General features: G+C 29.9%; 12 protein-coding genes. 5 read left to right on the forward strand and 7 right to left on the reverse strand.

Going from position 1 to position 14,160, the window contains the following annotated elements; translation table 11 throughout:
• The first annotated feature begins 33 nt into the window (after nucleotides 1–33).
• Complete coding sequence (locus MK083_05560; GenBank protein MCH2673922.1) at nucleotides 34–1,260, forward strand: MFS transporter; 1,227 nt, start codon at nucleotides 34–36, stop codon at nucleotides 1,258–1,260.
• Nucleotides 1,247–2,884 carry a formate--tetrahydrofolate ligase gene (locus tag MK083_05565; protein ID MCH2673923.1) on the forward strand — a complete coding sequence of 546 codons (1,638 nt, stop codon included), beginning with the start codon at nucleotides 1,247–1,249 and terminating at the stop codon, nucleotides 2,882–2,884. Before MK083_05560 ends, MK083_05565 begins: the two co-directional genes overlap by 14 nt.
• Here MK083_05565 and MK083_05570 read toward each other — a convergent pair.
• Nucleotides 2,881–3,876 (reverse strand): DUF3500 domain-containing protein, encoded by a 996-nt coding sequence (locus MK083_05570; GenBank protein ID MCH2673924.1) that lies wholly within the window; start codon nucleotides 3,874–3,876, stop codon nucleotides 2,881–2,883. The two genes, MK083_05565 and MK083_05570, sit on opposite strands and share 4 nt — an antisense overlap.
• Before the next feature lie 92 nt (nucleotides 3,877–3,968).
• Here MK083_05570 and MK083_05575 point away from each other — a divergent pair, with 92 nt between their 5' ends.
• Nucleotides 3,969–4,838: a TIGR01777 family oxidoreductase gene (locus MK083_05575; GenBank protein MCH2673925.1), complete on the forward strand. Its 870-nt coding sequence runs from the start codon at nucleotides 3,969–3,971 to the stop codon at nucleotides 4,836–4,838.
• Here the strand turns inward: MK083_05575 and acnA are convergent.
• Nucleotides 4,831–7,476, reverse strand: a complete 2,646-nt coding sequence (acnA, locus tag MK083_05580; GenBank protein MCH2673926.1) for an aconitate hydratase AcnA — start codon at nucleotides 7,474–7,476, stop codon at nucleotides 4,831–4,833. The genes MK083_05575 and acnA overlap by 8 nt on opposite strands.
• A gap of 76 nt (nucleotides 7,477–7,552) precedes the next feature.
• Between acnA and MK083_05585 the strand changes: the two genes are divergently transcribed.
• The gene (locus MK083_05585) at nucleotides 7,553–8,818 is read left to right on the forward strand and encodes an MFS transporter (protein MCH2673927.1); all 1,266 of its coding nucleotides are present in this window, start codon (nucleotides 7,553–7,555) and stop codon (nucleotides 8,816–8,818) included.
• Complete coding sequence (locus MK083_05590; GenBank protein ID MCH2673928.1) at nucleotides 8,819–9,577, forward strand: TatD family hydrolase; 759 nt, start codon at nucleotides 8,819–8,821, stop codon at nucleotides 9,575–9,577.
• On the opposite strand, the gene MK083_05595 is transcribed toward MK083_05590, so the two are convergent.
• The 5 genes from MK083_05595 to MK083_05615 all read right to left on the reverse strand — a co-directional run bounded on the left by MK083_05595 (nucleotide 9,574) and on the right by MK083_05615 (nucleotide 13,970).
• Entirely contained in the window at nucleotides 9,574–10,074 is a 501-nt protein-coding gene (locus MK083_05595) for an EVE domain-containing protein (GenBank protein MCH2673929.1), read from the reverse strand. The two genes, MK083_05590 and MK083_05595, sit on opposite strands and share 4 nt — an antisense overlap.
• A gap of 31 nt (nucleotides 10,075–10,105) precedes the next feature.
• On the reverse strand, nucleotides 10,106–10,927 hold the full coding sequence (pstA, locus tag MK083_05600) for a phosphate ABC transporter permease PstA (protein MCH2673930.1): 822 nt from the start codon (nucleotides 10,925–10,927) through the stop codon (nucleotides 10,106–10,108).
• 3 nt (nucleotides 10,928–10,930) lie between these two features.
• A complete protein-coding gene (pstC, locus tag MK083_05605) occupies nucleotides 10,931–11,842 on the reverse strand; it encodes a phosphate ABC transporter permease subunit PstC (protein ID MCH2673931.1) in 912 nt (303 codons plus the stop codon).
• A gap of 79 nt (nucleotides 11,843–11,921) precedes the next feature.
• Nucleotides 11,922–13,085 (reverse strand): ATP-binding protein, encoded by a 1,164-nt coding sequence (locus MK083_05610; GenBank protein ID MCH2673932.1) that lies wholly within the window; start codon nucleotides 13,083–13,085, stop codon nucleotides 11,922–11,924.
• 168 nt (nucleotides 13,086–13,253) lie between these two features.
• On the reverse strand, nucleotides 13,254–13,970 hold the full coding sequence (locus MK083_05615; GenBank protein MCH2673933.1) for a response regulator transcription factor: 717 nt from the start codon (nucleotides 13,968–13,970) through the stop codon (nucleotides 13,254–13,256).
• Nucleotides 13,971–14,160 lie beyond the last annotated feature (190 nt).

Raw genomic sequence — 14,160 nt, forward strand, 5'->3', positions numbered from 1 at the left:
CAGGTAGTCGAATACGTGTACACGTATATAAATATGATTTCAAAAATAAAAAAAACTTATTATGGATGGTGGATCAGCTTATCTGGTGGCCTTAATACTGCTATTTCAAGTATTCCTACATTTAGTGGAGGAAGCATAATATTTAAAGCAATTGAAGATGAATTTGGTTGGTCAAGGGCAATAGTATCTGGAGTTTCATCATTTGGAAGATTTGGAGGAGCATTACTTGGACCAATTGAAGGCTTTCTAACTGATAGATTTGGTGCTTGGAAAATGATTTTTATTGGTTTTATTATTGCAAGTTTGGGTTTATTTTGGCTAAGTACTATCAACTCAATAATCTTTTATTATTTATCCTATTTAGTTGTTTCAATAGGAGTTAGCATAGGGGGTTTTGTTCCATCAATGTCTGCAGTGAATGTATGGATGCCTCATAGAAGAGCCACTGCAATGAGTTTAGTCATAGGGGGGAGTTCTTTTGGGGGCTTTTTTATGCCTTTTATGGTTTTATCTATAGAAAATTATGGTTGGAGAATAACTCTTATTATAATTGGAATATTATTCATGGTTTTTGGGCCCATTATAGCCTCAGTAATTAGAAAAAAACCTAATTTAGAAGTAATAAATAAACTAGTATCTAATCCAAATGTTATACCTAATAGTAATATTACAGCTAAAAATGCTATAAAAACTCAACCTTTTTGGATATTATCCTTATCTCATTTATTTGCTAATATTTCTGTGGGAGCCTTATCGGCTCATATTTTTATGTATATGACAGATGACAATGGAGTTGGTCTAGATATTATTACAGCTGGTACAATACTACCATTTATGTCTGTTCTTCAATTTTTTGGACATATTTCAGGTGGTATAGTTGGCGACATGTATAATAAAAAAATTACTCTACCAATATTTTTTATTATTCAAGCCTTATCCTTAATAATCCTTGCATATGCAAATAGCTATTTCGATGTTATGTTTTGGTCGGTACTTTGGGGAATTGGTTTTGGAATGAGAACTTCAACTTTTCATGCTTTTAGAGGTGATTTTTTTGGAGGTAGGCATTATGGCACTATATTGGGAATAAATGCATTACCTATGGGAATTGGCATGATGGTTGCACCAGTTATAGTTGGATATATTTATGATTTATATGGAACTTACTTTTATTCATTATTGGTCATGTCGGCGCTTTGCATTATATCTTGTTTACTTATAATTGTTATAAATAATCCAAATAAATATGAAAAAAATTAAACCAATTGAACAAATAGCTGATGATTTAGGTTTAGAATCCAAAGATTTAGAATTATATGGAAAATTTAAGGCTAAGATACCCTTAGAGAATATAAAAAATAATAATAAAAGTTCTAAATTAGTAGTTGTAACAGCGATTACACCAACTCCACTAGGTGAAGGAAAGTCTACAACCGCTATAGGCCTAACTCAAGGCCTGGGAAAACTAAATAAAAATGTTGCATTGACTCTCAGGCAACCTTCTCTAGGTCCAGTTTTTGGACATAAGGGAGGTGGAACAGGCGGAGGGAAAGCTACAGTAGAACCGGCTGTTGATATTAATTTACATTTCAATGGTGATTTTCATGCAATGGAATCAGCTCATAATCTTTTAGCTGCAATGGTTGACAATAATGTATATAGAAGTGCTATAAATAATTTCCTACCCGAAAATGTCACTTGGAGAAGAGTTACTGATGCAGAAGATAGATCACTAAGATCAATTGTATCTGGAATAGGTGGATCTTCAACCTCACCTCTTAGAACAACTGGATTTGATATTTCATCTGCATCTGAAATTATGGCCATTTTAGCCCTTACAGATTCTTATGAAGACCTAAGACTTAGATTAGGAAATATAGTAGTAGGTTGGAAAAAAGATAAAACTCCTGTTTTAGCAAAAGAAATTAATGCAGTTGGTTCAATGATGGCACTTCTAAAAGATGCCATTAAGCCAAATCTAGCTCAAACGGTCGAAGGTCAGCCTGCTATAGTTCATATGGGCCCATTTGGAAATATTGCCCACGGTTGCTCTTCTATTTTGGCAGATCACTTAGCTACATCATATGCAGATTATGTAATAACTGAAGCGGGTTTTGGTGCTGATCTTGGATTTGAAAAATTTATGGATATTAAGGTTAGACAAGGTGGACCAAAACCATTTTGTGCTGTTATTGTGGCTACAATAAGAGGCTTAAAATGGCATGGTGGAGTAGATATAAAAAATCTTTCTGAAAAAAATGAAAAAGCTATCATAGATGGATCAGAAAATCTAAAGAATGCTATTCAAATCGTATCTAAATATGGTCTTAATTCAGTTATTGCAATCAATATGTTCCCAGATGACTCTAAAGAAGAAATAAATTTAGTAAAAAAAATATCTCAGGAAAATAACTCTTTAGCAATTCCATGTTATGGATTCTCTCTTGGAGGAGATGGAATGACTGAATTAGCTTCTTATATATCAGAAATTGAAAAGAATTCTGATGAGATTAATTTACTTTATGAAGATAAAGAATCCCCAATAAAAAAGGTTGAAAAATTAGCATATGAAATATATTCAGCAGATAAAGTTTCTTGGGCACCAATGACTAGAACAAATCTAAGATTATTTGAAAAGCAGGGGTGGGATTTCCCTATATGTATGGCTAAAACACATCTTTCAGTATCAGCTGATTCAAAATTAAGAGGTGCTCCAAAAGGTCATACATTACCTATAAAAGAAGTTAGAGTTCTAGGTGGTGCTAGACAAATTGTAACCTTAGCAGGAAATATAATCACTCTTCCAGGATTACCTAGTAGTCCAAATGCATTCGACATTGACCTAAATGATCAGGGAGAAATTATAAATATATTATCAACTTAAGTGTGACTAATTTTATAATGTTCAGATAATATATCTTCTCCATAATCTCCATTAAAATCTCTTAATACAGAATGAATATGATTAGCATTATTCTGAGTATTATCGTACTCAATTAGAAAAGAATCATGCTTAATTGTGTAGTAATGCCCTTTACCTAATTCAACAGAACCTGCCCAAGAAAAATAAGTGTTTTCAAAACCCTTAGCTAATATTTTTTTCATATAAGACTCTGAGATTTCTAAATTAAATCTATCTACGTAAACCTTAATTAATTCCACTAAGTTTTTTCTTTCTAAATCACTGAATTGATCAAATTTTATTCCATTATTAAAATCACTATCATCAAAGTTTCTATAATTTGCAGTGAGTATATCTGGATGAGCTACATTAGATAAAATAGCTTTAGATTTTTTATCTGGTGATAAAGAAGTTATTAATTTTCTAGCCAGATCTTCTTCTTCAGCCAAAGCTCTAAATCCTTTATGTGGTCCATCTAATACCTTTGCAGGATTTGATCCAAAAAATAATGGATGCATTGAAAATTTATTGCCAATAACATTTACTGTAAGTCCAATATGATGCCCACCAAATCTAAAGCCCCAAGGTTCATTATTCATATTAGGTTCTCCAAATAGTGCTAACCAATATCTCTCGGTAGATCTTACCCATTGACCAGCTCCACCATCGTAACTATTAGAATGCCTTGCTTCGTAATCACCTAATATTTGTTCTAAATTTATTATAGATTTAGCTTTATTATAACCATCTTTTGAATAAGAAATTTCTAGAAGTTCATATACTAATTTCCTTTGAAAGGGTTTCATATCAAAAACAAGTAAACCATTTTGAGGATGAGGAGTGTAGTACCAAACATATCTTTCTTGATCCTCAAAATTGAACTTCAATTTATTTTTTTGTTTTGTGTCAAAAGAATTTAATATTTCTTGTACTTTTTTTGATATCTCAAAGATTTTATCGGTATTTGGTTTCATATTTATATTGGATCTAATTTGTATACTATCAATTATTTTTTTAGTTAAAATAATTGATAGTATAGCATCAAAAAAATAAAAAATATGAATCTATGAAAATTCTAATAACTGGCTCAAGAGGGTATATAGGAAAAAACTTGATTGATTTTTTGAGCGAAAAAAATTTTAATATTTATAAATTAATCAGAGAAAAAAAACAATCGACAAACAATTTATTTTGGGATCCAGTAAATAATATTTTTGATCATAAAATTATCGATGGTTACGATGTGATTATCAATCTCAATGGTCAAAGGATAATAAAACCAATAATTCCAGAAAAAAAGACAGAAATTAGAGATAGTAGAATTAATCCAACTAAACTCTTAGTTGATGCTATAAATAAAGCATCTAAGCCTCCAAAATTATTAATTTCAGCCTCTGCGTCTGGTTTTTATGGAAATAGAAATAATGAAATTTTAGATGAAAATTCACCTAAAGGTAGAGGATTTTTATCTAATTTAGTCGAAGAGTGGGAATCAATACAAGAAACAAAAAAAACAAGAGTTATACATTTAAGACTTGGAACGGTAATAGGTAAAAATTCTCCAATGATAAATATGATGAAAAAATATAATAGTATAGTTGGTGTAAGTAGTTTAGGAAATGGTAGAAATTACTTTCCTTGGGTTGGATTAGATGATGTATTGGGATCAATTGAGCATATTATAAATAACGAAAATATTCATGGACCAGTAAATATTACTTCATATAAACAATATATTTTGAAAGATGTATTAGATGACATTAACCTGAGATTGAAACCAATAATAAAATTTAAAATACCCAAAAAGATAATTAAGTATGCATTAGGAGAACTAGGAGTAGAAGTTATTTTGAATAATCAAAATATTAAACCCAAAGTATTGCTTGAATCTAACTATAAGTGGATAAACTCAACACCATTTTCTAGTATTAGCTAGATTCTCTAACCATTTTTCGAAGTACGTATGGTAGTAGACCACCATTATAATAGTACTCGGCCTCAATATCTGTATCTATTCTTATCAAAGTTTGAAAATGAAACTTTTCTCCATTATTTTTAGTAACATTTACCTTGATTTTAGAATTTGGTACTATAGTTTTTTCTAATCCTTCAAAGTCATAAATCTCAGATCCATCAAGTTTCAATTTTTCAGAACTATCACCATCAATAAACTGCAAGGGAATAATGCCCATTCCAACTAAATTAGAGCGGTGTATTCTTTCAAAACTTTCAGCTATAACAACTTTTACACCTAACAGCGCTGGACCTTTTGCAGCCCAATCTCTAGATGATCCTGTACCATATTCCTTTCCTGCTAAAACAATTAATGGAGTTTTAGACTCTAAATACTTTTCAGAAGCTTCAAAAATTCTCATTTTTTCACCTGATGGAAAATATACTGTCCAATCACCCTCTTCCTCAACAATTTGATTTCTTAATCTTATATTTCCAAAAGTACCTCTTACCATTACATTATGATTTCCTCTTCTTGATCCATAAGAATTAAACTCAAACCTGGGAACGTCACTTGAAATCAACATTTGTCCCGATGGTGCTGATTGTGGAATAGAGCCAGCAGGTGAAATATGATCTGTCGTAACTGAATTTGATAACTTAACCAGACATCTTGAACCTAAAATAGGATTTTTTTTCGAGGGTTGAATATTAAAATTTTCAAAATAAGGAGGCTTTTGAATATATGTTGATTGCTTTTCCCAATTAAACCTATTACCGCCTGAAGAATGTAATTTTATCCATTCTTCAGGGCCTTCAAAAACAGATCTATATTCATCAATGAACATATCTGAATTCAGTGATTTACTTATAGTTTCTTCGATTTCATTTGAAGAAGGCCATAAATCTTTTATAAAAACTGGCTCACCAGACTTATCATATCCAATGGGCTCAACTGAAAAGTCTATATTTACAGTTCCTGCTAAAGCATATAATACTACCAACATAGGAGATGCCAAATAATTAGCTTTAACTTGAGGATGTACTCTACCCTCAAAGTTTCTATTACCTGATAAAACCGCTGAAACAGAAAGTTCATCATTTTCTACTTTTTCAGCAATTTCAGTAGGTAAAGGACCAGAGTTACCAATACAAGTTGTACAACCATATCCCACAGTTTGGAATCCTATTTCATCTAAATATTTATTCAATCCAGATGCTTCAAGATACTTACTTACAACTTTAGAACCTGGAGCCAAAGAGGTCTTAACCCATTCTTTTGGTAAAATCCCTTTATTATATGCATTCCTAGCTATCAATCCTGCACCGATCATAACATTTGGATTTGATGTATTAGTACAGCTTGTTATTGCAGCAATAACAACTGAAGCATTATCTAATTTATTATTATTAATTTGTTTTTTTGAAATTGAAAAATTCTCATGAAAATTTTTCTTGACATCTGAAAGTAATAATCTATCTTGTGGCCTTTTGGGTCCTGCTAGAGAACTTTGAACTGAAGATAAATCAAAATCAACAACTATGGAAAATTCAGGATTAACTCCGTTATAAAACAATCCATTAGATTGAGTATAATTTACAACTCTATCGATTATTTTCTCATCCCTACCAGTCAATCTGAGATAATCAATTGTTCGGTCATCAACTGGGAAAAATCCACAAGTTGCTCCATACTCAGGTGCCATATTAGAAATAGTTGCTCTATCAGTTAATGATAACTTGGATAAACCTGTACCAAAAAATTCTACAAATTTCTCTACAACACCTACTTCCCTTAATTTTTCTACAATCGCTAAAACTATATCTGTCGCAGTTGTACCTTCACTAATTTCTCCAAATAGATTTACCCCAACAACTTCAGGGACTTGCATATAATATGGTTGACCCAGCATAACAGCTTCAGCTTCAATACCACCAACACCCCATCCTAAAACACCTATAGCATTTATCATGGTAGTGTGGGAATCGGTACCTACACAAGTATCTGGATAAATATAATTATCTTCATTAGATTGCAATATTACTTCAGCAAGATTTTCTAAATTTACCTGATGCACAATCCCTGTACCAGGGGGAACTACTAAGAAATTAGAGAAGGCATTTTGAGCCCATTTCAATAATTTATATCTTTCTTGATTTCTTTCAAATTCTCTTGAAATATTCATAGTTAAGGAATCGTTCTGTGCAAATGAATCAACTTGAACAGAATGATCTATTACTAAATCTGATCTTACAATTGGGTTAATGATTGAAGGGTCAACATCTAAATCAGAGACTGCATCTCTCATAGCAGCAAGATCAACAACAACAGGGACTCCAGTAAAATCCTGAAGAACTACTCTACCTGGCATATAAGGAAATTCTTTATCAGGTACACTATCTTTACTCCAACTTAATAATTGCTCTAGTTGACTTTCATTAGATATTTTTTTGTCAAAAGATCTCAAAACATTTTCAATTAAAATCCTAATAGAAAATGGAATTTTTTCTAAGTTTACTTTATTAGCTTTAGCAAGCGATTTTATATTATAAAATTCCTTCTTACCCTCTAGTAAACTCAGCTCACTTAAGTAATTTTTATTATTAAACTTTAAAGACAATATATCTCCCCCAAACTGAAAACGATTTTGTTATTTTAATGTTACATTCTATTATCAGAATAAATAAATAGATAGAATGAATCAAATAGCAAAATTTATTCAAAAAAGCGTCCCTTTTTATTATGGATGGATTATTGTAGCTGGATCAGGATCTACTATGTTTGTTAGAAATGCAGCTGCAACTCTGACAATAGCAGTATTCGTTTATCCAATGAGTGAAGACTTGGGATGGTCAAGAACACTAATTGTAGGAGCATCCTCATTAGCAGGAATTTTATCTGTATTTATTTCACCTTTATCTGGATTCTTGATACAAAAATATGGATCAAAAAAAATACTTTATTCATCTGTTATTGTTTTAGGCCTAACCACGTTATTAATAAGTCAATCTTTTTCTCCTATAACCTTTTATATTTTATTTGCCACTGGAAGAATAATTTTTAGTTCTCCAATACAAATAGGGGCCTCTACTGTAGTAACTAAATGGTTCGTAAATAATAGAGGTAAAGCAACAGGAATATTAGGTCTATTACATTCATTAGGAATGGGCTTATTTCCACTTTTCGCACAATTAATTATGGATATTGATGGTAATAATTTAGATTCATGGAGATTAAGTTGGCTTTGGCTGGGGATAATCGTTTGGATAATTTCATTTCCATTAGTTTTTTTCACCATGATAGATGATCCAAGTAAATTAGGAATTAAGGGAAAAAAATATTTATCACAAGAATCAAAGAGATCACAAGTTAGAAATGATAAATCTATTTCACTAAAAAGTGCATTTAGATCGAAAGCGTTCTGGTTATTATCAATTGTTGGATTTTTGACCTATTTTATTCATACAGGGGTTAATATTCATCAAGCAGCTTATCTTATAGATAAAGGATTAAATCCATTAATTGCAGCATCTGCACTAACAATTATGGCTCTAGGGACTGGATTTGGAAGTATTATAACAGGATGGGCAACAGATAAATTTAGTTCTAAAACAGTCTATTTTTTTGGATCTTTATGGCTAGGTATTAGTGCTATTTTATTTCTACTAGTATCATCGGTATTATCTGCATATATAGTAGCATTTTTATTTGGTATGGCTCTGGGTGGTTTATTAGTAATACCTCCAGTTTTATTAGCTGATATTTTTGGAAAAGATAATATTGGAGCAATAAGAGGTTATACAGAACCTTTTGTAAGTGGTGGTCAAGCAATAGGTGGAATTTCTGCTGGATTAATTTATGATATATCAGGTTCCTATCAAATGAGTTTTCCGCTTTTTGGAATTTTGGCTTTTATAGCTTGTGTTCTTATTATTTTTTCTCCAAAAATAAAGAATAATTAGATGTTTATTGATATACATACTCACGTTCAGCAATTTATTGAAAATGATTTAGATTTATTAATAAATAACTCAATAAATTCAAAAATTGAAATTATTATTGCTGCAGGAACAACTATATCAGATTCAAAAAAAACTATTGAACTATCAAAGAAATATGAACTGATTTACTCTGCAGTAGGTATTCACCCTCAAAATATTTTTGATGAAAATACAAATGATTACATAAATATTTTGGAAGGGTTACTAAGTAATAATAAAACTATTATGATTAGTGAAATTGGCTTAGATATTCAACCAGATTCACCTGATATAAATATCCAGAAAGAGTTTTTTTCGAATCAAATAGGTTTAGCTAGAGATTTTAATCTCCCGATAGCATTTCATGTAAGAAATGCAGAAAAGGAAGCTTTAGACTTATTAGAAACTGAAAATATTAAAGATCTTATATCTGTAGCTCACTATTTTCTTGGAGATTATGAATATGCAAAAAGATTACTTGATAATAATATATATATCTCAGTAGCTAAACCTTTTCTAAGAGATAATAACTTAGCAGAAGTTATTTCTAAACTACCTCTAGATAAATTAGTTATAGAAACAGACTCATATCCTCAATATTTTAAAAAAAATAGGATGAGGTGGACCGAGCCTAAAGATCTTATAATTATTGTAAAAAAACTTAGTGAAATATTTAATAAAAATGAAGATGAGGTAAGAGAAATTATTTTATGTAACTCAAAAAAAATACTAAAGGTCTAAGCTTTTTTCTTTTTCTTATTTCTCTTATTTTTATTTTTTTTATAAGATTTAGTTTTCTGATCTAGGCTTCCAAGACTTGAAGAAATTATAGAAAAATCAGTCTGTGAAATAACGTGTACAGGAGATAATAGTGCTAAATACCAGTCCTCTGGTGCCCATTTTTTTATATAGCTCAAAGATGGAGCAACATGATATCCGCTAACAAAATTACTGTCATTTAAAATCTTAGGATTTCTTAGTTTGACTCTGTAAGGTAATTTTTCACTGGAATTTTCACCCCAAATATCTTTCTTATCATAGAATTTCTTAGAATTTATTTTGGCTTGACCAACAAAAGATCTAAGATCAGAAATATAGAAAATAACATTATCATTAATGTCTATTTTGTTAGTTAATTTATTATCTTTTTTGGAAAAACCTAATATATCAAAAGATCTCTCTTTCAAAATCTTAAAATTTTCTGAAGATAAATTTACTAGCCAATAAGTATTTGCCATGATAAAAATTATATCAGCTATTACTTAAAAACTATTTCTGAGATCTGAATCTAACATAAATAGCAATAGAATTCATAGTTATAAGTATAAATAAAAGTACAATTATTCCTGTAGAAGCAATAGCTCTAAAGTCATCACTTGGAAATGCAGCCCATGTATATATCTGCAATGGCAAAATAGTAAATCTATCTAAAGGTCCAGAAGGAACCATAGTAATGAATACCAAAGAACTAATAATCAAAATTGGGGCTGTTTCACCTACTGCCCTAGACATAGCTAAAATTATACCACTCATTATGCCACCTATTGAATGAGGTAAAATAACTCTTTTCGAAACTTCCCATTTGGTAGCCCCCAAAGCATATGCAGCATCTTTTAGGGATGGTTGAATCGTTCTGATTGCTTCTTGTGAGGCAATTATTACTATTGGAAGAATAAGCAGTGTCATAGTTAATGCTCCAGCAATGAGACTTTTCCCTAAATTCAAAGTATAAGTAAAGAAAGCTAATCCAAGAAGGCCATAAATAATTGATGGAACACCTGCTAAATTAGCAACATTAATTTTTATTAGCTTTGTAAATAAATTATCAGATGCAAATTCTTCTAAATAAAGTGCCGTAGAAATTCCTATAGGAACTGTAAAAAGTGCAGTTAATGTGATGAGCCAAAGCGTTCCAGCTAGAGGTGCAAGGATTCCAGATTTTTCAGCTTTTCTTGAAGCGTAATTAGTAAAAAAATCCCAAGTTAGGTGCTTATACCCATCCATTGAAACGTCAATTAATAGAACTACTAATGAAATCAATCCAACTAAAACAGCTATCAAAAATATTATATTAAAAAATCTTTCCTTCATAATCTACTCATAATTTTGTGCATACTTTGTTACTATAAATCTACCTATAATATTCATAATAAAAGTTATTATAAAAAGTAATAAACCTACAGCAAAAATACTATAATACTCAACTGAATCTTGCTGAGTTTCTCCTTGACTTACAGTTACTATAAATGCTGTCATTGTTTGTATTGCATCCAATGGATTAAGTGTAAGAGCAGGTTTCCCTCCAGCAGCTAAGCTGACTATCATAGTCTCTCCAATAGCTCTAGAAATAGCAAGGATAAATGAAGCAACAATCCCTGAAATGGCAGAAGGAAAGATTACTCTTAGAGCTACCTGGTATTTTTTTGCACCCAATGCATAAGAAGCCTCTCTCAAACTCATAGGAACGGCAGACATTGCATCTTCAGATAAAGTACAAACCATAGGTATTATCATTATTCCCATAACTAATCCAGCACTCAATGCATTAAAAATAATAGTTTCAGGAAAGAAAAATTGGATTACTGGTGTCACAAATGTTAGTGCAAAATATCCATATACTACAGTTGGAATCCCAGCTAAAATTTCTAGCATAGGCTTTATTACTCTTCTCACCTTAATTGAAGCATATTCTGAAAGATAAAATGCACTACCTAAACCAAAAACTAAAGCCGTAACAGCTGCTATAGAAGCTACAAGAAAAGTCCCATTTACAAGAGGAAGGATACCAAAATTCTGAGGAATAAAAAGAGGTGTCCATTTTAATCCTGTAAAAAATTCTACGAATCCGACCTCATCAAAAAATGGAATAGAATTTACAGCTAAAATAGAAATAATTCCAAGAGTAGTAAAAATAGAAAGAGCACCGCTTAATCTTAATAAATTAACAACAATAATTTCTTCTTTTTTTCTATTTTTAAGACTTGTTGAATCTTCTTGATTTTGCATTAGAAAATTAAATTTTATTTGAATTCAAATTTAGAATATTACAGGTATGATTTAAAGTGTTAAGTAAATGTTAAATAAATTATCTAAAAGGTATTTTTATCTTTATCAATAATCCTTCATTTATGCTACTTTCAGCAGCAATATTACCATTATGAACATCAACTATTTGCTTAACTATAGATAACCCAATTCCAGAATGTCTTTCACTTCTTAAGCCATCAACTCTGTAGAATCTTTCAAAGATATGTGGCAAGTCTTTATCAGATATACCAATACCAAAATCTCTCAAATTGAAATAAATGTTTTCATCATCATAAATACATTTCAGTTCAATTTTGGAATCTTTTTGGCTATATCTAATTGCATTTGAAATAAGGTTTTCTAGTGCCGTCTTAAACATGCTTTTATCAATTTTTATTTTAGGAATTTTTTTTTGAATAGAATATTCAAATTTTATTCTTTTTGAATCTAAAATAGTTGAAAATTCTTCGTGCAATTCATTAATTAGATCACTTATTTGTATGTCTTCAAGATTTACTATAAGCTCTCCTGATTCTATTGCATGAACATCAATTATATCTTTTGAAATTTTTTCTAGTCTATTTGAATCTTCCTTTATCTTTTCCAAGAAAAATTCGTAATCAGAGTCATTTCCCTTAATTTTACTGTTTTGAAGAGCTTCAATATTTAATTTCATTGAAGTAATTGGGGTTTTTAACTCATGAGAGGTATTTGCAAAAAATTCTTTTCTAGTTTTGTCTAAAGAAATAAAATCTGTAACGTCTTTTATAACGACTAACAAATATTGATTTATTAGTTCAGATTTTATGCTGAAGTATCTAGTAGGAAACGATAATTCAATTATCTTTTCATTATGGTTTTTCGATACTGATTCAGTACAAAATTCAATGATATCTAAATTTTTAGTAATATCAGTAACTTTATTATTTTTGCTCAAATATAATTCTGAAGAATCAAGCAAAGAAATTAATTTATTATTAAAATTTAATATATTCATATCAAAATCTAAAAGCATAATCCCATCATCTAGTGAATTTTTAGAAATTTCGTACAATTCTAAAACTGATTTTGAATAATCAATCTCATCTTTAATATCATTTATTTTACGAGTAATTAAATTCATAAATCCATAAAATTCTGGCACTATTTTTTCATTAGAGCTATTTTTATTCAAAATATCAGAAAGAATAATCTTAAAGCTCTGAATCTTGATTCTAATCATTATTAAAAAGAATGAATTCAACAAAAAAATAATTAATAATATCAAAATAAAATTAAAACTTATGGAACCTAGTATTATCCAGATAAATAATATAAGAAAAAAATTAAATATCAAAATAGATATAAAAAAAGGAATTGTAGAAATATAATTTTTTAGTCTTAAGATAAACTACTCCACATTAATTTTGTAGCCAACGCCTCTTAACGAAATTATTTTTGTAGGTTTTTTACTGTTTTTTTCAATCTTTTCTCTGATCCACCTTATATGAACATCTACTGTCCGTGTGTCTCCAAAATACTCGAAACCCCAAATATCTTCAACTAATTGTTGTCTTGTAAAAACTTTACCTGGGTTAGACATTAATTTATGTAGTAGTTCAAATTCTTTTGGTCTAAAAAATATTTCATTACCTTCATAAATCACTTGTCTCTTATCAGTATTTATACTAATTCCCAAATGAGTAATTTGCTTCTTAGATAAAGAGTGAGAGTCTTCAAATAATTTTTTAGTTCTTCTTATGTTGGCCTTAATTCTAGCTAATAATTCTGGCATACTAAAGGGTTTTGAAACATAATCGTCAGCGCCAAATTCTAATCCAAGGACTTTATCTATTTCGGTATCTTTAGCAGTAATCATAATTATCGGAGTGTTATTATTTTCAAATCTAACTCTCTTACAAATATCTAACCCACTAATTCCTGGCAACATAATATCCAACAAAATAATATCAAATTCTTCAGAAAGAATAGTGTCTAAGGCATTAATTCCATCTTCCTCATAACTAACTGTATAATTTTCTGCTATGAGATTATATCTAAGGGCTTCTCTAATATTTTTATCGTCTTCAACAATTAATACTTTTAATTTTTCAGTTTCTGTTGTCAATAAACTAACTCATAAATTTTTCTTAAATTTTATATCGCTAATATTAACTTATAGTTAAAATTATTCTTAAACAATAGTTATGAAATTTTAGTTTTCTTGGAAATCTTAGTTGAAGATTGAGAATTTTTATTGAATCCACATATTAAGCAGCTTATGTATTTACCATCACTATTTTAAGAGTATTCAAATT

Source organism: Dehalococcoidia bacterium (genome assembly GCA_022451965.1).
Lineage (GTDB): Bacteria > Chloroflexota > Dehalococcoidia > Lucifugimonadales > Lucifugimonadaceae > TMED-70.